The 25978-nt window shown below is 63.6% G+C and carries 27 protein-coding genes; 16 read left to right on the top strand and 11 right to left on the bottom strand.

The window, feature by feature from the left end:
• Positions 1–78: 78 nt before the first annotated feature.
• Entirely contained in the window at positions 79–1284 is a 1206-nt protein-coding gene (locus tag AAEU42_RS01315) for an S-layer homology domain-containing protein (protein WP_342231713.1), read from the bottom strand.
• 214 nt (positions 1285–1498) lie between these two features.
• Between AAEU42_RS01315 and AAEU42_RS01310 the strand changes: the two genes are divergently transcribed.
• From AAEU42_RS01310 to infB, 5 genes are all read left to right on the top strand, one after another.
• Positions 1499–1954: a ribosome maturation factor RimP gene (locus tag AAEU42_RS01310; protein WP_342231712.1), complete on the top strand. Its 456-nt coding sequence runs from the start codon at positions 1499–1501 to the stop codon at positions 1952–1954.
• A gap of 22 nt (positions 1955–1976) precedes the next feature.
• Entirely contained in the window at positions 1977–3146 is a 1170-nt protein-coding gene (nusA, locus tag AAEU42_RS01305) for a transcription termination factor NusA (protein WP_342231711.1), read from the top strand.
• A gap of 218 nt (positions 3147–3364) precedes the next feature.
• On the top strand, positions 3365–3640 hold the full coding sequence (gene rnpM, locus AAEU42_RS01300; protein ID WP_342231710.1) for an RNase P modulator RnpM: 276 nt from the start codon (positions 3365–3367) through the stop codon (positions 3638–3640).
• Positions 3633–4091 (top strand): L7Ae/L30e/S12e/Gadd45 family ribosomal protein, encoded by a 459-nt coding sequence (locus AAEU42_RS01295; protein WP_342231985.1) that lies wholly within the window; start codon positions 3633–3635, stop codon positions 4089–4091. The genes rnpM and AAEU42_RS01295 overlap by 8 nt, the downstream gene beginning before the upstream one ends.
• An 87-nt stretch (positions 4092–4178) precedes the next feature.
• Positions 4179–6542 carry a translation initiation factor IF-2 gene (gene infB, locus AAEU42_RS01290; RefSeq protein WP_342231709.1) on the top strand — a complete coding sequence of 788 codons (2364 nt, stop codon included), beginning with the start codon at positions 4179–4181 and terminating at the stop codon, positions 6540–6542.
• 259 nt (positions 6543–6801) lie between these two features.
• On the opposite strand, the gene AAEU42_RS01285 is transcribed toward infB, so the two are convergent.
• Positions 6802–7056 (bottom strand): hypothetical protein, encoded by a 255-nt coding sequence (locus AAEU42_RS01285; protein WP_342231708.1) that lies wholly within the window; start codon positions 7054–7056, stop codon positions 6802–6804.
• A 71-nt stretch (positions 7057–7127) separates the two neighbouring features.
• Here AAEU42_RS01285 and AAEU42_RS01280 point away from each other — a divergent pair, with 71 nt between their 5' ends.
• The 6 genes from AAEU42_RS01280 (at position 7128) to AAEU42_RS01255 (ending at position 12674) form a co-directional block, all read left to right on the top strand.
• On the top strand, positions 7128–7340 hold the full coding sequence (locus AAEU42_RS01280) for a helix-turn-helix domain-containing protein (protein WP_342231707.1): 213 nt from the start codon (positions 7128–7130) through the stop codon (positions 7338–7340).
• A gap of 749 nt (positions 7341–8089) precedes the next feature.
• Positions 8090–8428 carry a 30S ribosome-binding factor RbfA gene (gene rbfA, locus AAEU42_RS01275; protein WP_342231706.1) on the top strand — a complete coding sequence of 113 codons (339 nt, stop codon included), beginning with the start codon at positions 8090–8092 and terminating at the stop codon, positions 8426–8428.
• A gap of 13 nt (positions 8429–8441) precedes the next feature.
• A complete protein-coding gene (locus tag AAEU42_RS01270; RefSeq protein ID WP_342231705.1) occupies positions 8442–9392 on the top strand; it encodes a DHH family phosphoesterase in 951 nt (316 codons plus the stop codon).
• Between the two features lie 65 nt (positions 9393–9457).
• On the top strand, positions 9458–10333 hold the full coding sequence (gene truB / locus AAEU42_RS01265; RefSeq protein WP_342231704.1) for a tRNA pseudouridine(55) synthase TruB: 876 nt from the start codon (positions 9458–9460) through the stop codon (positions 10331–10333).
• A 3-nt stretch (positions 10334–10336) separates the two neighbouring features.
• Positions 10337–11242, top strand: coding sequence for a riboflavin biosynthesis protein RibF (ribF, locus tag AAEU42_RS01260; protein WP_342231703.1), 906 nt, complete (start codon positions 10337–10339; stop codon positions 11240–11242).
• A 115-nt stretch (positions 11243–11357) separates the two neighbouring features.
• Complete coding sequence (locus AAEU42_RS01255; RefSeq protein WP_342231702.1) at positions 11358–12674, top strand: DUF1576 domain-containing protein; 1317 nt, start codon at positions 11358–11360, stop codon at positions 12672–12674.
• Positions 12675–12711: 37 nt separating this feature from the next.
• Here AAEU42_RS01255 and AAEU42_RS01250 read toward each other — a convergent pair whose 3' ends face one another.
• Genes AAEU42_RS01250 through AAEU42_RS01240 form a run of 3 tightly spaced genes read right to left on the bottom strand, consistent with a single transcriptional unit; the run spans position 12712 to position 15056 of the window.
• Positions 12712–13263 (bottom strand): ATP-binding cassette domain-containing protein, encoded by a 552-nt coding sequence (locus AAEU42_RS01250; RefSeq protein WP_342231701.1) that lies wholly within the window; start codon positions 13261–13263, stop codon positions 12712–12714.
• The gene (locus tag AAEU42_RS01245) at positions 13260–14006 is read right to left on the bottom strand and encodes an ABC transporter permease (protein WP_342231700.1); all 747 of its coding nucleotides are present in this window, start codon (positions 14004–14006) and stop codon (positions 13260–13262) included. Before AAEU42_RS01245 ends, AAEU42_RS01250 begins: the two co-directional genes overlap by 4 nt.
• A 3-nt stretch (positions 14007–14009) precedes the next feature.
• The gene (locus AAEU42_RS01240; protein ID WP_342231699.1) at positions 14010–15056 is read right to left on the bottom strand and encodes an ABC transporter substrate-binding protein; all 1047 of its coding nucleotides are present in this window, start codon (positions 15054–15056) and stop codon (positions 14010–14012) included.
• 122 nt (positions 15057–15178) lie between these two features.
• On the opposite strand from AAEU42_RS01240, the gene AAEU42_RS01235 reads away from it, so the two are divergent.
• A complete protein-coding gene (locus tag AAEU42_RS01235; protein ID WP_342231698.1) occupies positions 15179–15457 on the top strand; it encodes a hypothetical protein in 279 nt (92 codons plus the stop codon).
• 110 nt (positions 15458–15567) lie between these two features.
• Positions 15568–16641, top strand: coding sequence for an LCP family protein (locus AAEU42_RS01230; RefSeq protein ID WP_342231697.1), 1074 nt, complete (start codon positions 15568–15570; stop codon positions 16639–16641).
• 86 nt (positions 16642–16727) lie between these two features.
• On the opposite strand, the gene AAEU42_RS01225 is transcribed toward AAEU42_RS01230, so the two are convergent.
• Both AAEU42_RS01225 and aroF read right to left on the bottom strand, forming a co-directional pair.
• On the bottom strand, positions 16728–17588 hold the full coding sequence (locus AAEU42_RS01225) for a prephenate dehydrogenase (protein WP_342231696.1): 861 nt from the start codon (positions 17586–17588) through the stop codon (positions 16728–16730).
• Between the two features lie 161 nt (positions 17589–17749).
• Positions 17750–18766 carry a 3-deoxy-7-phosphoheptulonate synthase gene (aroF, locus tag AAEU42_RS01220; protein WP_342231695.1) on the bottom strand — a complete coding sequence of 339 codons (1017 nt, stop codon included), beginning with the start codon at positions 18764–18766 and terminating at the stop codon, positions 17750–17752.
• A gap of 296 nt (positions 18767–19062) precedes the next feature.
• On the opposite strand from aroF, the gene AAEU42_RS01215 reads away from it, so the two are divergent.
• Together AAEU42_RS01215 and AAEU42_RS01210 are read left to right on the top strand one after the other, a co-directional pair.
• Positions 19063–19482, top strand: coding sequence for an RrF2 family transcriptional regulator (locus AAEU42_RS01215; RefSeq protein ID WP_342231694.1), 420 nt, complete (start codon positions 19063–19065; stop codon positions 19480–19482).
• Between the two features lie 172 nt (positions 19483–19654).
• The gene (locus AAEU42_RS01210) at positions 19655–22357 is read left to right on the top strand and encodes an S-layer homology domain-containing protein (protein ID WP_342231693.1); all 2703 of its coding nucleotides are present in this window, start codon (positions 19655–19657) and stop codon (positions 22355–22357) included.
• A gap of 49 nt (positions 22358–22406) precedes the next feature.
• Here the strand turns inward: AAEU42_RS01210 and cysK are convergent, their stop codons facing one another.
• From cysK to AAEU42_RS01195, 3 genes are all read right to left on the bottom strand, one after another.
• Entirely contained in the window at positions 22407–23324 is a 918-nt protein-coding gene (gene cysK / locus AAEU42_RS01205; protein ID WP_342231692.1) for a cysteine synthase A, read from the bottom strand.
• A 69-nt stretch (positions 23325–23393) separates the two neighbouring features.
• Positions 23394–23915 (bottom strand): spore maturation protein, encoded by a 522-nt coding sequence (locus tag AAEU42_RS01200; protein ID WP_342231691.1) that lies wholly within the window; start codon positions 23913–23915, stop codon positions 23394–23396.
• 2 nt (positions 23916–23917) lie between these two features.
• Positions 23918–24496: a nucleoside recognition domain-containing protein gene (locus AAEU42_RS01195; protein ID WP_342231690.1), complete on the bottom strand. Its 579-nt coding sequence runs from the start codon at positions 24494–24496 to the stop codon at positions 23918–23920.
• A 214-nt stretch (positions 24497–24710) separates the two neighbouring features.
• Here AAEU42_RS01195 and AAEU42_RS01190 point away from each other — a divergent pair, with 214 nt between their 5' ends.
• On the top strand, positions 24711–24965 hold the full coding sequence (locus AAEU42_RS01190) for an AbrB/MazE/SpoVT family DNA-binding domain-containing protein (protein ID WP_342231689.1): 255 nt from the start codon (positions 24711–24713) through the stop codon (positions 24963–24965).
• 170 nt (positions 24966–25135) lie between these two features.
• Here the strand turns inward: AAEU42_RS01190 and rsmI are convergent, their stop codons facing one another.
• The gene (gene rsmI, locus AAEU42_RS01185) at positions 25136–25963 is read right to left on the bottom strand and encodes a 16S rRNA (cytidine(1402)-2'-O)-methyltransferase (protein ID WP_342231688.1); all 828 of its coding nucleotides are present in this window, start codon (positions 25961–25963) and stop codon (positions 25136–25138) included.
• Positions 25964–25978 lie beyond the last annotated feature (15 nt).

Raw genomic sequence — 25978 nt, 5'->3', positions numbered from 1 at the left:
ATAAAAAACCGTCCGGGATCGAAGGAAACTTCGATCCCGGACGGTTTCTCTTTTCGAAAGCGTCCCTTTCCCGCGCGCTTAAACGCCCAGATAGGAAAAGTGCATATAGTCCTTGTTGGTGGGCCAGGCGTTGCCCCCCCAGGAATAGCCGTAGGCGTTGAAGGTCCGCACCACGCTGCCGTTTTCCGGGATGGACCAGGGGTCCTCCCCCGGCTTCCAGTACTTCCCCGCCCCCACGGCCCCGCTGGCGTAGACCTGGTAGTTTTCCCCGGCGTTGATATCCACCGCCGTGCCGCAGTTGTGCTCCCCCTTGGCGCTGTCCCCCCGCCAGTCGTAGCCGCCGATCTCGTAGATGGGGAACTGCTCGGGGTCCATGTAGATCTCCGTAAAGATGGCGGTCATGTCGTCCACGATGGCCTCGTGGACGGTAAAGGTCAGGTGTCCCGTGGTCTTGATGCCGGTGGCCTTGTCCAGCTTCCACACCGGCACGGTCACCTGGGCCATGTGCCCGGCCGCCTCCTCCTCATTGTCATATCGCCTGCGCTCCGCCGTCCCGTAGAGGCGGACGAGCTTGGCGTCGTTCTCCCCCAGCGCCCGGAGGGCCGGATCGCCGGAGGGGGCGGCGGGGGCCTCTCCCTCCGCGGGGATCGGTTCCTCCGGCTCCTCCAGGGTTCCGGCGTGCTCCTCCGCCCAGGCGTCCAGGAATTGGGCCAGCCGGTCCAGCAGCACCGTCCCCTCCGCCCGGGTGAGGGGGTTCTCTCCCCGGAAGGAGCCGTCCTCGTAGCCCCCCAGCAGGCCCCGGCCCGCCATCTGGGCCACGGCGGCCCGGCAGGGCTCCGGCACACTGTCCCAGTCGGTGAATGCCGGCTGGGCCCCTTCCAGGTCGGAGACCCCGCCCACGCCGGACAGGGCGGCGTACAGCAGGACGGCCGCCTCCTGCCGGGTCAGGGGAGCGTCCAGGTCACCGGCGTCCAGGCCCTCCAGCACCCCGGCTCCCTCCGCCGCCGCCCGGGCGCCGGAGGCCCAGTGGCCGCCCTCCGCCTCGGGGGGCGTCTGGGCCAGGGCGTCGGGCCAGAAGGCCCGGCCCAGCATGGTCAGATAGTGCCCCCAGGTCAGGGCGTCGTCGGGCCGGACCGTGCCGTCCTCGTAGCCGGAGAGCCACCCCCGGCTCCCCGCCCGCTCCAGAGCCTCCCCGGCCCAGTGGCCCCCGGCGTCGCTCCAGACGGCCCCCGCGGAGCCCGCCAGCAGGCCGGCGGTCAATACCAGCGCCAGCAGCCGTCGCATATCCCCCACCCCTCTCACGCTCTTTTCTTCTATTATATCTGCTTTTTCGACAGGAACAAGAGAAACTTTTCCCCGGCGCAACCATTGATTTTCGCAAATAATCTTGCATTGGAAGCATTTTCGTGGTATACTCCCTATGATAGTAGTGTAAGTATGGTGAGAGTGAGGTTTGTTCCTCACTCTTTTTGATTGGAAAGAGGGGTTTGAAGTCCGAATGGCGAAAGTGACCGAAGTGGTTCAGGCGTTGGCCCAGCCCATTGTGGAGGAGAACGGCTGCACCCTCTGGGACGTGGAGTACGTCAAGGAGGCCGGGGTCTGGTACCTGCGGCTCTATATCGACAAAGCCGGCGGCGTGTCCATCGACGACTGCGTGGCCATCGACCACGCCGTGGACCCGGTGCTGGACGCGGCCGACCCCATTCCGGGCAGCTACACCTTTGAGGTCTCCTCCGCCGGGGCGGACCGGGCCCTCAAAAAGCCGGAGCACTTCGCCGCCTGCCTGGGCAGCGAGGTGGAGGTACGCCTCTACCGGGCCGAGGAGGGCCGGAAGGAGTGGGTGGGCACCCTCACCGCCTACGCCGACGGGGACGTGAGCATCTCCGCCCCTGCCGGGGAGAAAACCTTTTTGAAAAAAGACATAGCGCAGGTACGGCTGTACGTGCGCGTTTGATGGATAAAGGAGACTAAGTATCATGCCGAAGAAAAATCAGAAGGCCCAGAAGACCAACGAGCTGGACGCCCCCGAGTTCTTCACCGCCATCGAGCTCATTGAGAAGGAAAAGGGCATCCCCAAGGGCTATATGATGGAGAAGATCACCCTGGCCCTGGTCTCCGCCTACAAGAAGGACCACGAGGACGCCGGGGACAACATCGTGGTGGACGCCGACCCCGAAAAGGGCACCGTGCGCATGTATATCAAAAAAGACGTGGTGGAGACCGTGGACAATCCCGCCACCGAGATCAGCCTGGAAGAGGCCCAGGCCAAGCTGCCCCGGGCCATGCTGGGGGACGTGGTCTCCATCGAGGTCAAGACCCGGGACTTCGGCCGCATCGCCGCCCAGACCGCCCGGCAGGTCATCATCCAGGGGATGCGGGAGGCCGAGCGGGGCATGATCTTCGACGAGTTCACCTCCAAGGAGCACGAGATCCTCACCGGCCTCGTCACCCGCATCGACCCCCGCACCGGGGGCGCCTCCCTGCGCATCTCCTCGGGCAGCGAGTTTACCGAGGCCTATCTGGCCCCCAGTGAGCAGGTCCGGGGAGAGAGCTACGTGGAGGGGATGCGCCTCAAGGTCTACGTGGTGGAGGTCCGCCGCTCCACCCGGGGCCCCCAGGTCCTCATCTCCCGCACCCACCCCGGTCTCGTCAAGCGGCTCTTCGAGCTGGAGGTGCCCGAGATCTACGACGGCACCGTGGAGGTCAAGTCCATCGCCCGGGAGGCGGGCAGCCGCACCAAGCTGGCGGTGTGGTCCGCCGACCCCAACGTGGACCCCATCGGCGCCTGCGTGGGCCCCAAGGGCCAGCGGGTGAACAACATCGTGGCCGAGCTCAAGGGCGAGAAGGTGGATATCATCAAGTGGTCCGAGGACCCGGCGGAGTATGTGGCCGCCGCCCTGGCCCCCGCCGACGTGATCTCGGTCACCACCCTGGACGACGGCAAGAACTGCCGGGTGGTAGTCCCCGACGACCAGCTCTCCCTGGCCATCGGCAAGGAGGGGCAGAACGCCCGCCTGGCCGCCAAGCTCACCGGCTACAAGATCGACATCAAGCCCGAGAGCGCCCCCGAGGACCCCGAGCCGGAGGAGGACCTCATCCTGGACGAGGAGCCCGAGGAGGCCGAAGAGGCCGCTTCTGAAGAATAAGGCTTCCCTTGGGGTCTAGTGGCCCTTAGCGATCGCTTAGGGCCACTTGATGCATGCGAAGTCGTTGAAGCTGGCGAGCGCAGCGAGACTGATGAGGGGAGCTTATCGGATGCGCAGAGCCTTTCCCATATCGCGCCATTCCCCTCATCCGCCCCCTCCGGGGGCACCTTCCCCCGAGGGGAAGGCCAATACAGATCATTTGAAGGGAGGTTTCCCCCATGCCGAAAAAAATTCCCCTGCGCCAGTGTGTGGGCTGCCGGGAACACAGGCCCAAACCTGAGCTGATCCGGGTGGTCCGCTCTCCGGAAGGGGAGGTCTCCCTGGATTTCAAAGGCAAGAAGCCCGGCCGGGGCGCTTACGTGTGTCCCGACCCCGCCTGCCTGAAGCGGGCCCGCAAATCCCGGGCCCTGGAGCGGGCCTTCTCCGCCCCCCTGCCCGACGAGGTGTGGGCGGCGCTGGAAGCCCAGATGGAAGCGGGTGACAAAGATGGATAACTCCCTGCTGGGCCTCATCGGCCTGGCCCGGAAAGCGGGCCGGGTGGAGGTGGGCGAGGAGCCGGTCTCCATCGCCGCCCGCACCCATAACGCTAAGCTCATCCTTCTGGCCTCCGACGCCGCCGAGAACACCATCCGCCGGGCCAAGAGCCTGGGGGAGATCGGCAACTGCCCCTGTCTGGTGTCCCCCTTCTCCAAGCCGGAGCTGGGCGGGGCCGTGGGCCGGGCCAGCTGCGCGGTGATGGCCCTTACCGAGGTGGGCTTCGCCGCCTCCACGGCCAAGAAGCTGGCCCAGGCCGACCCCGAGCAGTACGGCGAAGCCGCGGGGCGGCTGGACCACAAGGCGGAAAAGACCTACCGCCGCCAGAAGGAGCGCAAAAGCAAGGAAAAGGCCATTGAGGCCAGGCAGCACAAGCCCTGGGCGCCCCCGCCCAAGGAACGCAGATCATGAACGTTGGAAGAGAATTAGGAACCGGGCTTGTTCCAATCAGAAAGGGGGAGAACCCTCTCCCCTTTTCTCGTTGGCACAAGCCCCCACATGGAGGTGGCTCATTTGCTGAATAACAAGTATCGTGTCCATGAAGTAGCCAAAGATTTCGGAAAGAACTCCAAGGAGATCGCGGATATCCTCACCCAGTACGCCACGGCCCCCAAGAACCACATGCAGGCCCTTGAGGACCGGGAGCTCTCCCTCATCTTTGAGTATCTGACCCAGCACCATCAGGTGGAGAGCATCGAGAGCGTCTTTGCCGACGTCTATCACGAGCCCAAGCCCGCTCCGGCTCCCGCCCCCAGCGCCCCCGCGGCGCCCAAGGCGGCCGCCCCCGCCCAGGGCAAGCCCCAGCAGCAGGGGGCCAGGCCCCAGCAGGGCGGTCAGGCTCAGCCCGCCGCCCAGGTCCAGCGCCCCGCCACCCGTGTCCCCGAGAAAAAGCTGGTGGACACCCGCAAGGGCGGCGCCGTGAACCTGGAGAAATACGACGAGCGGCTGGAGAAGATCGCCTCCACCAAGACCACCCAGATGCAGGCGGGCAAGCAGAAGTTCCAGGGCCGCAACAATAACCAGCGCCGGGGCGGCGGCTTCCAGGGCAACAAGCGCCGCCAGGAGGAGCAGGACCGGATGCGCCGGCTCCAGCTGGAGATCGCCAAAAAGACCCCCCTGAAGGTCATGATCCCCGACGAGATCGCCGTCAACGAACTGGCCTCCCGGATGAAAAAGACCGGTGCCGAGGTGGTCAAGACCCTCATGAAGAACGGCATCATGGCCTCCATGTCCGACGTCATTGATTTCGACACCGCCGCCATCATCGCTGAGGAGATGGGCTGCAAGGTGGAGAAGGAAGTCATCGTCACCATCGAGGAGAAGCTCATCGACACCGCCGAGGACAAGGCCGAGGACCTCATCGACCGCGCCCCCGTGGTGGTGGTCATGGGCCACGTGGATCACGGCAAGACCTCTTTGCTCGACTATATCCGCAGCGCCCACGTGGTGGACCGGGAGGCCGGCGGAATCACCCAGCACATCGGCGCCTATCAGGTGGAGGTGAAGGGCAAGCCCATTACCTTCCTGGACACGCCGGGCCACGAGGCCTTTACCGCCATGCGGGCCCGGGGCGCCATGATCACCGACGTGGCCATCCTGGTGGTGGCCGCCGACGACGGCATCATGCCCCAGACCATCGAGTCCATCAACCACGCCAAGGCCGCCGAGATCCCCATCATCGTGGCCATCAACAAGATGGATAAGCCCGAGGCCAACCCCGAGCGCATCAAGCAGCAGCTCACCGAGTATGAGCTGGTGGCCGAGGACTGGGGCGGCGAGACCATCATCTGCCCCATCTCCGCCAAGACCGGCGAGGGCGTGGATAACCTGTTGGAGATGGTCACTCTCACCGCCGAGATGCGGGAGCTGAAGGCCAACCCCAACCGCTCCGCCCACGGCGCCGTCATCGAGGCCCGGCTGGACAAGGGCCGGGGCCCCGTGGCCACCCTCCTGGTGCAGAACGGCACCCTCAACCAGGGCGACGTCATCATCGCCGGCACCGCCGTGGGCCGTGTCCGGGCCATGCAGAACGCCCAGGGCGAGACCCTGGAGCACGCCGGCCCCTCCGTCCCCGTGGAGATCATCGGCATGGCCGAGGTGCCCCAGGCGGGCGACGACTTCCACGCCGTGGCCGACGAGCGCATGGCCCGTGAGCTGGCCGAGCAGCGCAAGCACGACCAGAAGATGGCCTCTTCCAGCGCCCTGGGCAAGGTCACCCTGGAGGATCTGTTCAGCCAGATCCAGCAGGGTGAGGTCAAGAACCTGAACGTCATCGTCAAGGCCGACGTCCAGGGCTCCGCCGAGGCGGTGAAGGCCTCCCTGGAGAAGATCTCCAACGAGGAGGTCCGGGTGCGGGTCATCCACTGCGCCGTGGGCGCCATCAACGAAAGCGACGTGATGCTGGCCTCCACCTCCGGCGCCATCATCGTGGGCTTCAACGTCCGGCCCGACTCCAACGCCAAGATCTCCGCCGCCCGGGACCACGTGGATATGCGGATGTACCGGGTCATCTACGACTGCATCGACGAGATCGAGGCGGCCATGAAGGGGATGCTCTCCCCCAAGTTCAAGGAAGTGGAGCTGGGCACCGTGGAGGTCCGGGAGGTCTACAAGATCACCGGGGCCGGCATCATTGCCGGCTGCTACGTCACCTCCGGCCGGGTCACCCGCAACGCCCAAATCCGTCTGGTGCGGGACGGCATCGTGGTCCACGAGGGGGCCATCGCCTCTCTGCGGCGGTTTAAGGACGACCAGAAGGAAGTGGCCCAGGGCTACGAGTGCGGCATCGGCATCGAGAAGTATTCCGACATCAAGGTCGGCGATATCATCGAGGCCTTTGAGATGCAGCAGATCGAGGTGTGATACCTCCCCCGCAGGAGAGCCCCGGGTGGCACAGCCACCCGGCCTACGCTGCAAATGCGCCACTGGCGCATTTGCTTCACGCTGCGGTGCAGCAGATCGAGGTGTGATACCTCCCCCGCAGGAGAGCCCCGGGTGGCATAGCCACCCGGCCTACGCTACAAATGCGCCACTGGCGCATTTGCTTCACGCTGCGGTGCAGCAGATCGAGGTTTAAAGCAAAGCCGTAGGGGCGGGCGTATCGCCCGCCCCTTTCTGCTTTCTATCGGAGGGCAAGGCCCACTTTGAGGCCGCAGGCGAACGCGGCGTCCATGTCCTCTCCCGCCGCCACGGACAGCTCTTCCAACATATTCTCCAGTTCTTCCCGAAGCTCAGGATGGGCGGCGCAGAGCTGGTCCAGCCGCCGTTCCGCCTGGAATTGGTTTTCCCGCCGGATGCTACGGGAGCGAACGCCATAACTGCCTTCCATGAGATTATCGTAGGCGTAGTCGCAGAGGACACGGGTCAAATCGTCCATATAAAACACCTCGTTTAGCTTTTTGTTAATTCAATTATATAACAATAAGTTAATTTGTCAAGGGGGTCAATATGCTAAACAAAAAAGAGTTTGGCCTGCGCTTGCGGGAGGTAAGAAAGGCCAGCGGCGAGAACCAAAACGTCTTGGCCGCAATCCTTCAGGTTTCCACACCCCAAATCAGCGATATGGAAAACGGCAAGAAAACCACCACCCTTGAAAAATTAGTGCTGATTTGTGAACACTATGGAGTGTCCTCCGATTATCTCTTGGGACTTACAGATTAACGTCATCTTTTGACTGCGCGGGCCACCCGCGTGGGTGCGTTTGGGGGACCATCTTTTCCAGTTTCAAGAAGAGAGACCTGCCCGGCATAGCCGGGCAGCCTCCGCTAAAAATGTGCCACAGGCACATTTTCTTAACGCTGCGGCCCCCAGCCCCCAGAAAAGACGCTTGGGGGAGAGTTTCGATTCTCTCCCCCAAAACCCCTTCTCAACGACCAGCCAAGGGGGCCTTGGCCCCCTTGTTTGGATTCATCCCCCGGGGCTGTTCTTACGGACGTAGGATGACCCCGGCCCCTTACTCCGTAACGGGTCCGGGGTTCGGCAGATCTTAGGCTTCCCCTGGGGGAAGCTGTCGAGCGTAGCGAGACTGATGAGGGGAACTTATCGCTTTAGCAGAGCCTTTCGTGTTTTCCGCCGTTCCCCTCATCCGTCAGCCCTTCGGGCTGCCACCTTCCCCCGAGGGGAAGGCTAAAGACCAGCCTTCAGTCAAGAACAGGTCAGCGGCCGAGCGGCGCAAGGGGGACCACGGGTCGCACAGACGCTCCCGTGCTTTTCCCCCTATCAATGAGCAGTAGACCTCCTACTGAAAAGGGAAACTGCGTGCAAGGCTGCACCAAAAGACTTTTCTTTGGGGGCCTGGGGCGGCGTTTCTTTTCCTCGGGAAAAGAAATGTCCCCCAGATTTACGCACGTCCCGACGTGCAATCACTCAAAATCAAACGGTACAACGTACCAAAGAACAGGAGAACCGCTATGCCAAGTAACCGTATCGGCCGCATCAACGAGGAGATCCAGCGCACCCTGTCCGAGCTGATCCGCTCGGTGAAGGACCCCCGGGTCCACGGCCTCATCTCCATCACTGCGGTGGAGACCACCCCCGATCTGAAATACGCCAAGGTCCACGTCAGCGTCCTGGACAAGAGCGACGTGGACCAGGTCATCAAGGGCCTCAAGTCCGCCGCCGGCTATCTCCGCCGGGAGCTGGGGGCCGCCCTCTCCCTGCGCGCCACCCCGGAGCTCACCTTCCTGCGGGACGACTCCATCGACAAGGGCGCCCACATCCTGGAGATCATCGAAAGTCTCGACAAATAAGGAGGGCCTCCCTATGGCCATGACTGTCCAAGAAACCGCCCGCTGGCTCCAATCCCGGGACGGCTACCTCATCCTCACCCACAAACGGCCCGACGGGGACACCCTGGGCTGCGCCGTGGGGCTGTGCCGCGCCCTGCGCAAGCTGGGCAAGGCCGCCTGGGTCCTCCCCAACGAGGACGCCACCTCCCTCTTCGACCCCTATCTGGAGGGCGTGCTGGCCCCGGCGGACTACGTACCGGAAACCCTGGTGTCCGTGGACATCGCCAGTGAGGGCCTCTTTACCGGCAGTGAGGCCTGTTACAAGGGCAAGGTGGACCTGTCCATCGACCACCACCCCTCCAACGAGGGCTTTGCCGCCCTCAACTATGTGGACCCAAGCAGGGCGGCCTGCGGGGAAATTCTCTACGACGTCATCACCCAGTGGTTCCCGGTGTCGGAGGAGATCGCCCTGCCCCTCTATGTGGCGGTGGCCACCGACACGGGCTGCTTCATGTACTCCAACACCTCCCCCAACACCCACCGGGTGGCGGCGGCGCTGATGGAGACCGGCATCGACGCCGCCTGGGTCAACAAACGCCACTTCCGCACCAAGAGCTACACCCGCCTGCGGATCGAGGCCCGGATCATGGAGACCCTGGAGCTGCGGGACAACGGGCAGACCGCCCTGGCCGCCATCTCCCTGGCCGATTTGAAAGAGCTGAACGCCCGGGAGGAGGACGTGGAGGACATCGCCGCCTTCGTGGGCCAGCTGGAAGGGGTCCACACCGCCGTCACCATCCGGGAGATCCAGCCCGGCGAGTGCAAGCTCTCGGTGCGCACGGGGGCCGACCTGAACGCCTCCACCGTCTGTGCCCTGCTGGGGGGCGGCGGCCACGCCGCGGCCTCCGGCTGTACTGTGATGGGGGGCATCGCCGACGCCAAGCGGGCCATCGTCGCCGCCATTGAGCAGGTGCGGGCCTCCTAACCCCCTCCGCCGGACAGCTCCCCTGTGAGAGTCCCCGCTACATACTAGAAACGTGAGGTAACGCCATGCCCAGCGGCATCATCATCATCGACAAGCCCCAGGACTGGACCAGTATGGACGTGTGCGCCAAGCTGCGGGGGGCCTTCCATGAAAAACGGATCGGCCACGCCGGTACCCTGGACCCCATGGCCACCGGGGTCCTGCCCGTCTTTGTGGGCCGGGCCACCCGGGCGGTGCAGTTTGCCGAGACCGGGGAAAAGGAATACCTGGCGGGGCTCCGGCTGGGCCTGGTGACCAACACCCAGGACACCTCCGGGGACGCCTTGGAGACAAACCCCGCCGACGTGAGCCAGGAAGCCCTGGAGGCCGCCCTGGCCCCCTTCCGGGGGGAGCTCCAGCAGGTGCCGCCCATGTACTCGGCGGTGAAAATCAACGGCAAAAAGCTCTACGAGCTGGCCCGGAAGGGGGTGGAGGTGGAGCGGAAGGCCCGGACCGTCACCATCTACAGCCTGACCCTGGAGCCAGGCCTTTCTCCCGAGGGGGACTTCCTCCTCCGGGTGCGCTGCTCCAAGGGCACTTATATCCGCACCCTCTGCCACGACATCGGCCGGGCCCTGGGCTGCGGGGGGTGCATGTCCTCCCTTGTCCGCACCCAGGCCTGCGGCTTTTCCCTGGAAGCAGACGCCCTGCCCCTGGCCCAGGTCATCGACGCCCCCGACCCCGCCGCCCTTCTGCGCCCCGTGGACCAGCTCTTCCGGGACCGGCCCGCCCTGACGGTGGACGCCAAACAGGAAGAGCGGCTCCGCCACGGCGCCTCCCCCGCACGCAAGGGGGCGGCGCCCGGGGAGTACCGGGTCTACGGCCTCCGGGGAGATTTTCTCCTCCTGGGCCGGGTGGAGGCCGGAAAACTCACCACCATCAAGAACTTTTTCGAGGTGTAGCCTTTGAATACGAAAGATACGGGCAGGGTCATCGCCCTGGGCTTCTTTGACGGAGTCCACACCGGCCATGGCGCCCTGCTCTCCCTCTGTGCCCAGCGGGCCAAAGAGCTGGGGGCGGTCCCCTCCGCCTTCACCTTCGACACCCACCCCTCCGCCCTTATTCTCAAATCCCCCGTCCCGCTCCTCACCACTCCCGCCGACCGGGCCGATTTGATGCGCCGCTATTACGGCATCCAGGACGTCATCATCGGCCATTATGACGAGCGGATGATGAAAACCCCCTGGCAGGACTTCGTCACCGGCCTTCTGGTGGGGGAGCATAAGGCCGTCCACCTGGTGGCGGGCCACGACTTCCACTTCGGCTACAAGGGGGAGGGCAATCCCCAAAAGCTGAAGGCGCTGTGTGAGGAGCTGGGCATCGGCTGTGACATAGTGCCCAAGGTGGAACAGGAGGGCATCACCGTCTCCTCCACCTACATCCGCACCCTCATCGCCCAGGGGGAGATGGCCCGTGCCGTCCGCTTCCTGGGCCACCCCCACACCCTCACCGACACGGTGTCCCACGGCAAGAAGCTGGGCTCCACCCTGGGGTTCCCCACGGTGAACCTCCACTTCCCCTCCGGCGTGCTGGTGCCCGCCCACGGGGTGTACGTCACCCGGGTGGTCTTTGCCAACGGGGAGAGCCGCCCGGCGGTGACCAACGTGGGGGTCCGCCCCACGGTGGACGACGGGGACGCGGTGACGGTGGAGGGCTTCATCCTCCACTTTGACGGCGATCTCTACGGCCAGACCATCCGCGTGGAGTTCTATGACTACTTGCGCGGCGAGCGAAAATTTGATACACTGGAAGAGCTTCGGGCGGAGGTCATGCGCAACGCCCGGCAGACCGAGGACTTTTTTACCGCCTGACCAGGACCCGCGGTAAGGAGGGCCCGCGGCCGTCCCGGCTGCCGTCCGATATTGAAGCCATGGCCTTTCAGGGCCGTATACCGCACAGGGACCCAAAAACTGGGGGAATACGACGATGCGATATAAGAAGATATACCCGGCCGCCATCTTTTACTGCACTGCGCTGATCTTTCTGGCCTTCGTGCTGGACACGCCGGGAAATATCTGGACCGGCATGCAGCGGATCATCCTGATGGAGGACTCCCTCATCACCGACTACATCGAGCTGGCGGGGATCGGGGCGGCCTTCGTCAACTCCGCTCTGGTCATTCTGGCCAGCCTTCTGATCCTGTGGCTGGTGCAGGACCCGCTGAACGGCTATACCATCGTCACCCTGGGACTGATGGGCGGGTTCTCTCTTTTCGGAAAAAACATCTTCAATATCTGGCCCATCATTCTGGGCTCCTTCCTCTACGCCCGGTTCCGCCGGGAGCCCTTCGTGAAATACTCCAACGTCTCCCTACTGGCCACCTCCCTGTCCCCGGTGGTGAGCTTCGTGTGCTTCTCCGGAGACTGGACCAGCTTCGTCACGGGCATCCTGCTGGGGGTGTGCATCGGTTTTGTCCTCCCCTCCCTGTCGGCCTACACCTACCGCATCCAAAACGGTATGAACCTCTACAACATGGGCTTCGCCTGCGGCCTGGTGGCCATGATCATGGTCCCCGTCATGAGCTCCATGGGCCACGCCCCCACCACCGCCTATTATTGGGCCAAGGGCTATAACACCACCCTGGGCATCTTCATGGCGGGGCTGTGCCTCATCTTCATCATCGCCGGGCTCTTCTTCTGCAACCGGCCCCCCTGGGCCGCCTGGGCCGGCTACCGGCACCTCCTGAAGGCCACCGGCCGGGCGCCCAGTGACTTCCTGCGTACTTACGGCGCCGCCCCCGTCCTGATCAACATGGGGGTCAACGGCCTTATCGGCGTTGTTTACATCCTGGCCATCGGCGGGGACCTGAACGGCCCCACCCTGGGCGGCATCTTTACCATCATCGGCTTTTCCGCCTATGGCAAGCACTGGCGGAACATCACCCCCGTCATGCTGGGCGTGCTCATCGGCGGACTGACCATGCAGTGGAACATCAACGACTCCTCCGTCCAGCTGGCCGGCCTGTTCTGCACCACCCTGGCCCCCATTTCGGGCTACTTCGGCTGGCCCTTCGGGGTGCTGGCCGGGTTCCTCCACGCCTCGGTGGTACTCCACGCGGGGACCCCGGTGGAGGGGATCAACCTCTATAACAACGGCTATTCCGGCGGACTGGTGGCCATCGTCCTCTACCCCGTCATCACCGCGGTGGTGCGGCACCGCCGTCCCACCCTCCAGGACGAGGACTACTTCGACACCTTCGAGCACGACGAGCCCATCACCCCCGCCTCAACCGAGACGAAATAAAAAAGGAGCCCACGCCGCTGGCGTGGGCTCCTTTTTATCACAGTTCCACGGTCCGGTCGCACAGGGCGGCCAGCTCCGGGATGTGCCCGGTGAGGATGACGGGCTTTCCCAGCAGGCGGATTCTCTCCAAGACTCGCTTTGCCCGGTCCAGATCCACCCCGGCGAAGGGTTCGTCCAGCAGGCAGACCTCCCCCTCCAGTGCCAGGGCCCGGGCCAGGGACGCCCGCCGGGCCATGCCTCCGGACAGCTCCCCGGGCAGCAGATGGGCCGCCTGGGTCAGCTCGGCCAGCTCCAGCCAGCAGCCGGCCTCCTCCCGCCTTCCCTTGGGCAGGACGGCCTCCACCTGCCGCCAGACGCTGAGGCCGGGAAACAGCCGGTCCTCCTGGAAGAGAATGACAGGCCGCCCCGGCAGGGAGACCTGGCCCGTCTCCGGGCTGAGGAGCCCCGCCAGCACCCGCAGCAGGGTGGTCTTTCCCTCTCCCGAAGGGCCGGAGAGAAAGGTCAGCCCCTCCTCCGGGGCGAAAAAATCGTACCGGTCCAGCACCAGCCGGTCTCCGTAGCGGACCGTGATCCCTCTGGCCTCGATCATGCGCCCCGTCCCCCTCTCCAGCGCCGGAGGGCCCATCTCAGCAGGCCCTCCACCGTCACGCTCATCAGGATGATGACCACCGTCCAGGCCACCAGGCCCGGGGTGTCCAGGTAGGCCTTGGCGGCCTGGAGGGCCGTCCCCGCCGCCCACTTGGGCTGGCACAGCACCTCGGCGGCCACCCCGGACTTCCAGGCCAGGCCCAGGGAGGTCTCCCATCCGGCGGCCAAGGCGGGGAGGGCGGCGGGGAGATAGACCAGCCGGAGGGTCTTCCACCGGCCCAGCCGGTAGGCCCCGGCCAGCTCCACCAGGAGGGGGTCAGCGGCGGCAATGCCCTGCCGGGCCGACCGCCAGGCCACCGGCAGGGCCATGAGGGCGGACACCACCACCGGCACCTGGGCGGTGGGCAGGCAGAAATAGAGGAGCAGGATAAAGGAGACCACGGGTACAGTCCGAATGGCCCGGAGGGCGGGAGAGAGCAGCACGTCCCCCCACCGGCAGGCGGCGGTGAGGGCACCCAGCCCGGTGCCCAGAAGGGCCCCCAGCAGAAAGCCCGCCAGCACCCGCAGCAGGGTGGCCGCGGCGGAGCGCCAGAAGGCCCCCGTCACCGCCAGCTCCCCCAGGGAGCGGACAACCGCCTCCACCGTGGGCAGGAACAGCTCCTTCCCCAGCAGATGGGCCGCCGCCTCCCACACCGCCAGCCAAAAGGCCAGGGGAAGGACCACCCGGAGTAATTTCCCTTTCATAGATTACGACTTGGCGTGATAGTAGAAGGCCCCGTCGGGAATGGAGCCGCCGATGGAGGCGGGGTCGGCGGCGAAGAGGACCTCATAATAGCCCTGGATGCCGTCGATCATGTCGTCCCCGGTGATAAAGCACAGATTGGCGTCAGGGAGGGCCTTCTTGGCCACGGCGGCCTTGGGGACGATGCCGTAGGTCTCCGCCAGGGCGGCGGCGTCATCCCGGTTGGCCTCGTCGGACATATAGGCGATGGAGGTGCCGTACTCCGTCAGGAAGGTGTCCACCGCCTCGGGGTGGGCCTGGGCAAACTCGGCCCGGGCCACCACGCAGCCCATGGTCAGCACCCCGTCGGCCCCGGCCTTCTCCCATTCCTCGGTCAGGCTCACCGCCTTGCGCACGTCCTGATTCTGGATCAGCACGCTGGTGGCGGCGGGCACCGGGAGCATGGCCAGGTCGATCTCCCCGGCGGTCATGCCGGCGGCCACCTCGTCGCCGGTGGCCTTCCACTCAATGGTCACGTCCTCCCCCGGCTCCAGGCCGTTCTGGCGCAGGAGATAGTTGAGGGCGTATTCCGGGTTGGCCCCCTGGCCGGTGGCGTACACCGTCTTCCCCGCCAGGTCGGCCAGGGAGTTTACCGTGTCCCCCCGCTCCAGGATATAGAGGACGCCCAGGGTGTTGAGGGCCAGGAGCTGGATGTCCACGTCCGGCTTATGATAGAGGATGGAGGCCATGTTGGTGGGCACGGCGGCAATGTCCACCTCTCCGCTGGTGAGGGCGGCCACCGCCTGGGCGGGCTCAGCCAGGACGGAGAAGGTATAGTCGTTGACGGTCTCCCCGGCGTCGCTCTGAGCCATCAGCCTGGCGGCGCCCAGGCCCGTGGGGCCCTTGAGCATGGCCACGTTCACGGCCGTCCCCTCCGGGGCGGGGGTGGCGGTGACCTCCGGGGACGCCGTCGTCTCCGGGGTGGGGGTGGGCTGGGCCTCCTTGGGGCCGCAAGCCGCCAGCAAAGACAGGCCCAGGGTGAGGGCCAGCAGTTTATTCCATTTCACGTTCATCTTCCATCCTTCCTTTCCGAATTCCAGTCTAGTCTACCCAATTCCCGGGGGCCTGTCAAGAAGCTGTCGCCCTTTTCGGACCCGCGCATAGAATAGGATAACAGAGAAAGGAGGTATTTTTCATGGTAAGGCGCGACAACCGTACATACCGCACCGCTCAGCGGGCCCACGCCAGGGTGCTGGACGCCCAGCGGGAGCTGGAGGCAGAAGCCGAGCCCATGCGCCGCTACACCTACCCCATCCCCCAGCCGGCGCCCGGCCTCTGCCCCGCTTCGGAAGAGGACCTGCCCACGGCCATGACCCAAGTGCTGGAGCAGCTGGCCTGTCAAAATCAACTGCTGATGGATCTGCTGGGGGCGGTGAATTCCCTCACCGCCGCCCTGCTGTGCCGGAACTCCTGACGACAGGATGTAACGTTTTTCTTATTTTTCCCCTCTCCCCTTGCGCCGGTGGTAAAATTTATGTATACTGGGCATACTGATTTGAAACACCGGAAAGGGGAACCATGCCCGTGGCATCCAGACAAAACCGCAAACAGCCCTCTCCTCTTCGGCGGCTGGGGAGAGGGCTTTACCGGGCCCTTGTGGTCCTCTCCGCCATCATCGTGGTCCTCTTCTGCGCCTATAAGCTGGCCGCCAAACGGCCCAGCACCGCCCAGATCCCGGCCCAGCCCTCCGCCGCCGTCGTCACGGACAACCCGGACACCGAGGAGGATGAGAGCAAGGGCCTCCAGCGCAAGGAGAGCACCTGGACCTTCCTGCTGGCCGCGGAGGACCAGGTCAGCGGCAGCGCGGACACCATCATGGTATGCACCTACGACACGGCCAACCAGAAGATGGGCCTGGTCTCCGTCCCCCGGGACACCCTGGTGGACCGGGAGGGCTGGGAATACCACAAGCTCAACGCCGCCTACTCCAACGGCAACGCATACGCCCTGCCCGGCGGCGGCATCGGCGAGCTGAAGGACGCCGTCAGCGAGGTGCTGGGCATCCCCATCGACCACTATATCCTCATCGACACCAAGATTTTCGTGGCCATTGTGGACGCGGTGGACGGCGTGGACTTCAACGTGCCCGTCCACATGAGCTATGACGCCCCCGACCAGGACCTGCACATCCACTTCGAGCCGGGAATGCAGCACCTCACCGGCAAACAAGCTCTGGCCGTGGTCCGCTGCCGGAAGAACTCCGACGGGCCGGGCACCTATCCCAACAATATTTACGACGCCTACCCCGACGCGGACATCGGCCGCACCCGGACCCAGCAGGAGATGATCAAGACCATCGCCAAGAAGGTCCTCTCCAATCCCCAGAAGGTGGGCAGTTATATCGAGATCTTCTCCCAGTATGTAAAGACCGACCTGTCCCTGGCCAACATGCTTTGGTTCGTGGAGCCCGCCCTGGGCTTTGACTTCGCCGATCTGACCACCGCCACCCTGCCGGGGGACGGCACCGTCACCTTCGAGGGGGTCCGGGACTGCTACGCCCTGGACATCGAGGCCAGCTTAGAGATCATCAATTCCTGTCTCAACCCCTATACCACCGATGTGACCCGGGACATGGTCCGCATGGTGCAGGGAAAATAACCATAAGACCGCCCGCCGGCAGGATCCGGCGGGCGGTCTCTTTCTGTTCCCGGGAGGGCCCCCGGGTCTCTTGGGCCGGGCCCCGTTCAGCCCAGCAGGTCCGGCCCCGGCAGGTCCATCTTCCGCTTCCGGTCCGCGGACCAGGCCAGCTTCCCCGCCAGGGCCTCCCGGTCCCCGGAGGCGATGGCCTCCCGGTAGGCGCTGAGATTTCCAATGAGGGTGTCCAGGCATCCCACCAGCGCCGGGGCGTTGAGGGAAAAGAGCTGGGTCCACAGCCTCACATCCAGGGCCGCCACCCGGGTGCAGCCCCGGAAGGAGCTGCCCTCGTAGCCCTTGCAGGCAAAGAGGCTGGGGTCGTCACAGACCGATACGGCGATGATGTGCATCATCTGACTGGTGTAGGCCAGGATGGCGTCGTGCTGGCCTGGGGTGGTCCGCACCACGTCCTGGCAGCCGATGTGCCGGGCCAGCCGCTCCAGCAACTCCAGGTGTTCCTCCGTGCTGTCCTCCCGTGGGGTCAGGATCAGGTGGGAGCCCTGGAACATCTCGGCAAAGGCGTGCTCCACGCCGGAGAACTCGGTGCCCGCCATGGGGTGGCAGCCGATGAAGTCCACCTGGGGGGGCAGGCACTTGGCCCCCTCCATGACGGCGGACTTCACGCCGCACACGTCGGTGACCAGGCACCCGGCTTTGAAGCTGTCCCGGTGCTCCTCCAGGAAGTCCAGGATGCCCTGGGGGTGGAGGGCCAGCATCACCACGTCCGCCCCCTCCACCGCCTCCCGGGCCCGGTTGGTGACCGCGTCGGCCACCCCGTGCTCCCGGGCGAAGCGGAGGGTGGGCTCGGACACGTCCACGCCCACGATCTCAAAATCCTCAAAGCCCTTGAGGGCCAGGGCCATGGAGCCGCCGATCAAACCTAGACCGACGATGACAAACCTTTTTGACATATAAAGCGCCTCTCTTTTCTTCTCGCCTTCCCAGCGACTCTAGGCGCGTCAGCGCCCGCGCCGAATGGCGCGTTTGATCAAATCAACGGGGCCCCCGCGGGACGGAGTCCCGTGGGGGTTGGCCGATCAGGCCCAGGCCCACGATGACGAACCGCTTCATCTCAAATCGTCCTCCCCACGCACTCCGCCACCCGGCCCACCCGGTCCATCAGGTCCTTGAACTGGGCGGGGGTGATGGACTGCTGCCCGTCGCACAGGGCGTGGACGGGGTCGTTGTGCACCTCGATGATGAGGCCGTCCGCCCCGGCGGCGATGGCCGCCAGGCTCATCCGCTCCACCATCCAGGCCTGGCCGCTGGCGTGGGAGGGGTCCACCATCACCGGCAGGTGGGACTGCCGCTTCACCGCCAGCACGGCGGACAGGTCCAGGGTGTTGCGGGTGAAGGTCTCAAAGGTGCGGATGCCCCGCTCACAGAGGATGACATTTGGGTTGCCCCCGGCCAGGATGTACTCCGCCGACATGAGCCACTCCTCGATGGTGGCGGAGAGCCCCCGCTTGAGGAGGATAGGCTTGGTGGTCTTCCCCAGCCGCTTCAGAAGGTCGAAGTTCTGCATGTTCCGGGCCCCGATCTGGATGACGTCCACATGCTCCACAAAGTAGTCGATATCATCAGTGGACATCAGCTCGGTGACCACGGGCAGGCCGGTGGCGATCCGGGCCTTTTCCAGCAGGTCCAGCCCGCCGTACCCCATGCCCTGGAAGGCATAGGGAGAGGTGCGGGGCTTGAAGGCGCCACCCCGGAGGGCTTGGGCCCCGTCAGCCTTCACGTCCCGGGCGACGGCGGTGATCTGCTCCTCACTCTCCACCGAGCAGGGCCCCGCCACCACCAGCAGCCGCTCCCCGCCCACGGATACGCCGGGGGCGATCTCCACCACGCTGTCGTCGGGGTGGTATTTCCGGTTGGCCTTCTTGTAGGGCTCGCTGACCCGCATGACCCGCTCCACACCGGGAAGGGCCTGCATCTTCTCGATGTCGATGCCCTGGGCGTTGCCCTCGGCCCCCAGGATGGTGGTCTCGGAGCCCCGGGAGATCATCACGTTGACCCCGCCCCGCTCCATCTCCTTGATGGCGCTGTTCAATTCCTCCTGGCTGAAGCCCGGCTTCATAATGACGACCATACTATGTTCTCCTTTCTCAGATCAAGAAAAAACGCGGCAGCCCCAATCGGGCTGCCGCGTCTACGATTCAGTGACGGCAGGGCCGGTCATGGGCATGACAAAAAACCGCTATCGCAATAGCGGTAATAATAGCAATACCCATGCCGGTTCTGGTTGACCATGGAGGCGTCACCTGCTTTCTGTCCGTTACTTTAGCACTTTTTGGCGCTAAAGTCAAGTTCTTTTTGCTTGAAATTTCACAGAATTATGATATGATATCAATACGATAGGAAAACAAGGTGTCGGGAGGGACCGTCATGAAAATATCCACCAAGGGCCGGTACGCCCTGCGGCTGATGCTGGACATTGCCCTCACGGGCTCCGGCCAGCCGGTCCCCCTGCGGGATGTCGCCGAGCGGCAGGAGATCTCAGACAAATATCTGGAACAGATCGTCACCCAGCTGGGCCGGGCCGGCCTGGTCCGCAGCGTCCGGGGGGCCGGAGGGGGCTACCTGCTGACCCGTCCGCCCGCCGAGTACACCGTGGGTGAGATCCTGCGGGTTTTGGAGGGCAGCCTGGCCCCGGTGAGCTGCGCCACGGACGGAAGCTGCTGCGCGCGGATGGATCGCTGCGTCACCGTGGAGGTGTGGGCCAAGATACAGGAGGCCGTGGCCGGGGTGGTGGACCACATCACGCTGGCCGATCTGGTGACACGGTACCACGAGAAGTGCGACTGAATAGAAGAGAGACGGATTTGTTACAAAATCCGTCCCTCTTCTATTTTTTCCTTGCTTTTTGTTACCATGGATACTATACTAACAATAAAGGAAGCAATTTCCATCGTGTGGAGCATGCTCCACACGCCGTTTTCTGGAAAACGGCGATTTTTGAGAGAAAGGCGTGCTGTCCATGAACCGGTTCCTCTGTGTTCCCCTGGCGCTTGCTCTGACCCTCTCCCTGTCCGCCCCCGCCGGGGCGGCGGAGGCGGACGCCTCCTATTCCGACACCTCCGGCCACTGGGCCGAGGCCGCCGTCGGGCGGTGGAGCGCCAAAGGCGTCATCCAAGGCGATCACGGAGCCTTCCGGCCCGACGACCCCCTCACCCGCGGGGAGCTGGCCGCCATCCTGGACCGGGTGATGGGCTACCGGGAGACGGGGGAGAACACCTTCTCCGATTTAGGCGAAAACTGGTACACCAACTCCATCCTCCATCTCTCCGCCGCGGGGATCATGGAGGGCAGCGGCGGACGGGTGCGCCCCGGCGACCCCCTCTCCCGCCAGGAAACCGCTGTGCTTCTGGCCAGGGCCTTCCAAGTGGAGGACGGGCAAGCGCCGCTCCCCTTCTCCGACAAGGCCGACGTGGCCGACTGGGCCTTGGGGGCGGTGTCCGCCCTCACCGCCGCCGGGCAGCTCCAGGGCTGCAGCGGCGTGTTTGACCCGGAGGGGGACGTCACCCGGGCCAGCCTGGTAACCATGCTGGACAACATGGTCTCCGATCTGGTGACCCAGGCCGGGGACTACTCCCGGGATGCGGAAAGCAGCCTGGTGGTGGCCGCCGACAAAGCCGTTTTGAAGGATATGGAGGTCAAGGGCGACCTCATCATCGCCGACGCCGTGGGCGACGGCGATGTGACGCTGGAGAACGTGCGGGTGGACGGCCGCCTCATCATCCGGGGCGGCGGTGAGCACTCCATCCACATCGCCGGGGACGCCTCCCGGTACGGCACCGTCATCGTCACCAAGACCGCCTCCGGCAAGGTGCGGCTGGTGAACGAGAGCGGCGCCCCCATTCCCATGGTCAACGTGGCCGACGGCCGGGACGGTGTCACCCTGGAGGGGGACTTCACCGGCGTGGTCGTGGCCAGTGATGTGGCGGTGGTGGCCGCCTCCGGCTCCATCGAGAGCCTCACCGTGGCGGTAGAGAACGCCCAGGTCACCCTAGGTGGAGACGCCAAGGTGGAAAAGCTGGATGTGCCCAAGGATACCGCGGGCGCCACCCTCACCGTGGAAAAAGGGGCCAGCGTCGGCACCCTCACCCTGGGCGGGGCCGCCACGGTGCAGAACTCCGGCACCATCAAGAAAGCCGAAGTGGCCGCCAGCGACGTGGTCTTGGGCGGGCAGAAGCCCTCCACTGTCTTTGTGGAAAAGGGCGTGGAACAGCCCAAGGACGATAAGGGCAACGAAATCAAGGACAGCTCGTCCAGCGGCGGTGGAGGTGGGGGCGGTGGTCCTTCCTCCCCCAGCGTCACACCTATTAATTCAGTAAATATAAAGCTATCTGTGCCCAAAGCTCTAAAGCCGGCTAGTAACGCAGTGGCAACTGGAACCGGCTACATAGTTGCAGAAACAGCGTGGTCTCCCTCACTAAATGACAACCGATTCGCCCTTGATACAGATTATACCGCAACAGTAACCATTGAACCCGCTAATTCCTCCTATCAGTTTTCCTCCCCCAGCATTTCTATCACAAATGGGGAGCTTGCGCAGACAACTGTTGAAAACAGCAAAATCACTTTATCAGTTTCTTTCCCAAAAACCGCCTCATCGATTGAAATTGAAATTATTCAATCTCCTGACTCCGAGTACAGTACAGATACCCAAAGTAGCATCGGTGTTCGTTGCGATGCGCATACTCTGGTTAATGGTATCGAAGATTTAAGCTACATTATTTACTACCAATGGTACCAATGTGATGACATTGAAAAGAGCGGGGCTGCCCCTGTTAAATGGCAATGGGGAAATTGTCCAGGAGTGACTTTAAGTGCAGAAATACCTGGCACTTACTATTTCTTTTGCCGTTTATCCACTGATGGGTTACAGCTTGATTCTCCTGTTATAACCCTCACGGTTACGGAATATGAGGAACCAGAACCTACGCCTCCTATTGATTATGGACCCCTTGCCACTTTTGCTGATTATACTGTAAAAGCAATCCCCATTAGTTACGGGAGTTGCTTAAATATTAGCTGGACCCTCGATTCCAGGTCTTCAAATGTCTCCCAAGTAAATATAGATTTATGTGATAGTAATGAACAAGTTCTTCTCAGCACCAGCTCCGGTGGAGCTAATTATCAACTATATCAGGGGGACTTAGATTTTTGTGCTGGGTTCCCACCATTTGGATCTTTTTTTAATTGTGTTTATGATTTACCCACAAAAACACTTTCTATCTCCTGCATAGACGATGTTGAGAGTGTACATCTAAGTATCACTGGAATGGATGGGGAAACCACAGGAAATGAGATGGTCATTCCTTGTAATATACATTTTTCGTCTCAGGAAACCTCTTTTGCAGATGATTTGCTTGCTTATTTCAACCCTGAAAATAATACGCTTGGCGTCAATGGTTTAACAGACGCTTCTGAGTATTGGTTCTATTTGTACGCCTATCAATATCCAGCAAAAAATGATATGTGGCTTATGGATAATATCGTGAGTTCGTCCAAAAATATTGTAATAGATTCTGCGACAGCAGCCAAAGTAGAAAAATATCAGTCCAAGGCTTATGTCGTCCTTTTGTCACCATCTTGTGTCCAAACGGCAGAGCATGAATTTCAAATCAACTTGGATTATCAATGTCTCCCCTTAAGTATTTGGAGCCCTGATACCTAACTCATTTCAAAAAGGGCCCCGCCGGGTGACCGGCGGGGCCCTTTTCCGCTTATTTTGAGAACAGCTCGGTGGACAGGTACCGCTCCCCGGTGTCGGGGAGGACCGCCACGATGGTTTTTCCGGCGTACTCCGCCCGCCGGGACAGCTCCCGGGCGGCCCAGGCCACCGCGCCGGAGGAGATGCCGCACAGCAGCCCCTCGGTCCGCACCAGCTCCCGGCCCGCGGCGATGGCCGCGTCACCGGGGACCCGGACCACCTCGTCCACCAGGGCGGGGTCATAATTGCCGGGAATGAAGTTGGCCCCGATGCCCTGGATCTTATGGGACCCCGCCGCACCGCCCGAGAGGAGGGGGGACTCGGCGGGCTCCACCGCCACGACCCTCACCCCGGGCTTGCGCTCCTTCAGGTACCGGCCCGCGCCGATGAGGGTGCCGCCGGTGCCCACGCCGGCCACCAGCACGTCCACCGCGCCGTCTGTGTCCCGCCAGATCTCGGGGCCGGTGGTCTCATAGTGGGCTTTGGGGTTGGCGGGGTTGCCGAACTGGTCGGGGATCCAGGCGCCGGGGAGGGCCGCGGCCAGCCGCTCCGCCTCCGCCACCGCGCCGGACATGCCCGCCGCCGCGGGGGTCAACACCAGCTCCGCCCCCAGGGCGGAGAGGAGATTGCGCCGCTCCACGGACATGGACTCGGGCATGGTGAGGATGACCCGATAGCCCCGGAGGGCCCCGATGTAGGCCAGGCCCACCCCAGTGTTGCCGCTGGTGGGCTCCACGATGACGCCGCCGGGCGCCAGCTTTCCCGCCCGCTCCGCCTCGTCGATCATGTACAGCGCCGCCCGGTCCTTGGCGGAGGACAGAGGATTCATACACTCCAGCTTCGCTAGCACCCCACCGCCGGGGGCGAAGCGCTCCAGCCGCAGAAGCGGCGTGTTTCCGATCAGGTCCGTGAGAATGGAAGCAATTTTCATATGAATTCCTCTCTTTTCAGTAGGATTTACATATTGTAATCCCACTGGGGCGGTTTTGTCAATCCTTTCTCATCCAAAACACAGCCGCACCGCCCAGGAGGCCGCCAGGAAAGCGGCCACGTCGGCGCAGAGGGCGGCGGGGACGGCGTACCGGGTCTTGGACACCCCGGCGGCGCCGAAGTAGACGGCGATGGTGTAGAAGGTGGTCTCGGTGGAGCCCAGCATGACGGCGGCGGTGCGGCCGACGGTGGAGTCGGCTCCGTAGGTGGAGATAAGCTCCGCCCCCACTCCCAGGGCGGCGTTGCCGCTCACCGGCCGCACCAGCAGCAGCCCTACCGTCTCCGGCGGCACGCCCAGCCGGGTGAGAAAGGGGGCAAGGGCCTGCCCCGCCAGCTCCAGCACCCCGGAGGCCCGGAGCATATAGACCGCCGTCATCAGCCCCACCATGGCGGGGACGATCTTGATGAGGACCCCCAGCCCCTCCCCCGCCCCCTGCACCAGCGCGTCGTACACATCCACCCGCCGGGCCATGCCCCAGCAGGCCACAAAGGCGATGGTGAGGGGGACCACCATATTGAACAGCAGCTCCATGCTCATTTCCTCCAGACTTTTCCCATGATCTTGGCCGCCAGCACCCCCACCGTCACTGAGACGGCCGAGGCCAGCCACACCGCCGGCAGGATGTCGAAGGGGGCGGCGCACCCCGCCGCCAGCCGCACGCTGGCCACCGTGGTGGGAATGAGCTGTATGGAGGCGGTGTTGCACACCACCAGCATACAAAGGCTGTCTGAGGCCACCCCCGGCGTCTTTTTCGCCATCCGCCGGGCGGCCTGGATCCCCAGGGGGGTGGCGGCGTTGCCCAGCCCCAGGAGGTTGGCGGAGACGTTGGCGGACACGGCGTCCATGGTCTCCCTGTCCTTTTTGAAGTCGGGATAGAGCCGGCAGAGGATGGGCCGCAGGAGCTTGGAGAGCTTATCCGCCAAACCGGACCGCTTCATGATCTCCATGACCCCCATCCACAGGCAAAGCACCCCCGCCATGGTGAGGCACAGTTCAATGGCGGCGGCGGCCCCCTCCACGGCGGCTGCGGCCACTGCCGGACCGTTGCCCAGCATGAGCCCGCACACCACGGAGACCACCACCATCCCCGTCCAGATAATCGACATGGCCATCATATCCACTCCTCTCGTCCCTCCACTCTATGCGCCCCGGGGCCAAGCTATGTGCCCCGCCGGCGGGCTTCGACAGATTTCCACATTTTAGAAAATTCATCTAAAATTTTCTGCCTGATTTTCCATTTTCTGATTGACATTCTTATACAGCATGTTATAATTTCACTATAGTAAGTTGTAATTTGTCCATTTTACATAGAAGGAGACAAAATATATGAAATCCACTGGTATTGTTAGGAAAGTCGACGAATTAGGCCGGATCGTACTGCCCATCGAACTGCGCCGCACACTGGATATTGAGGAGAAGGATTCCTTGGAAATCTACGTGGACGGCTCTTCCATCGTGCTTCGGAAGTACCAGCCCGCCTGTGTTTTTTGTGACGACGCCACCGACGTGGTCAATTTCAGGGGGAAGATTGTCTGCCAGAACTGCCTGAAGGAATTGGCCGGTCTCGAATCGGCTCTATGATAAAAAGTCCGGGCACCCCGACGGGTGCCCGGACTTTTTATCATAAAATTGTCGAATTTTGTCTCATTTTATTACAATCTGTAATATTCTAACGAAGCTTTGTACGCCACAGTCGAAAAAGAAAGAAAAACAGCTTCCAATTTGCAACGTTTAACTGCAAAACCTTTATCCTATCTCAGCGCGGCGGCATAGAGCTCATTCCTGCTCAGATCCAGCTCTTTGGCCGCCTGCCGGGCGGCGTCTTTCAGAGAGGCTCCCCCCTCCCGGAGCTCCGCCACCCGGGCCAGGCCGTCGTCCAGCGTGGCCCCCGCCTCTTCAGGCGCGGGTGCGCCTTCCACCACCAACACGAACTCCCCCCGGGGGCTCTCGGCGCCATAGCGGGCCGCGGCCCCGGCCAAGGTGGTGCGGAAGATCTCCTCGTGAAGCTTGGTCAGCTCCCGGCACAGGGCGATCCGCCGTTCTCCCCCAAAGGCCTCCGCCAGGTCGTCCAGGGTGGCGGTCAGCTTGTGGGGGGCCTCGTAGAAGATCATGGTCCGCTCTTCCCCCTTGAGGCCCTCCAGGTGGGCCCGGCGGTTTTTCTTGTTCATGGGGAGGAACCCCTCGAAGGTGAACCGCCCCGTGGGCAGGCCGGACACCGCCAGGGCGGTGACAAGGGCGCAGGGGCCGGGGATGGCCGTCACCGTCACACCCTGGGCGGCGCACAGGGCCACCAGGTCCTCCCCCGGATCGCTGACGGCGGGGGTCCCGGCGTCGGTGACCAGCGCTCCGTTCTCCCCCGCCAGCAGGCGGGAGAGGACCTGCTCCCCAGCCCCCTCGGTGTTGTGGCGGTAGTAGCTCATGAGGGGCTTCCTCAGCCCCAGGTGGTTCAGCAGCTTCAGGGTCACCCGGGTGTCCTCGGCGGCAATGAAGTCCACCTCCTCCAGGGTCTTGGCGATCCTGTGGGAGATGTCCCCCAGGTTGCCGATGGGAGTGGGGACCAGATAGAGAATTCCGGCCATGTGGCGGCCTCCTTT

The organism is Pseudoflavonifractor phocaeensis, from assembly GCF_038439875.1.
GTDB lineage: Bacteria > Bacillota > Clostridia > Oscillospirales > Oscillospiraceae > Vermiculatibacterium.
The sequence above is the reverse complement of the archived record's forward strand: the minus strand, read 5'-3'. Positions and strand labels throughout refer to the sequence as shown.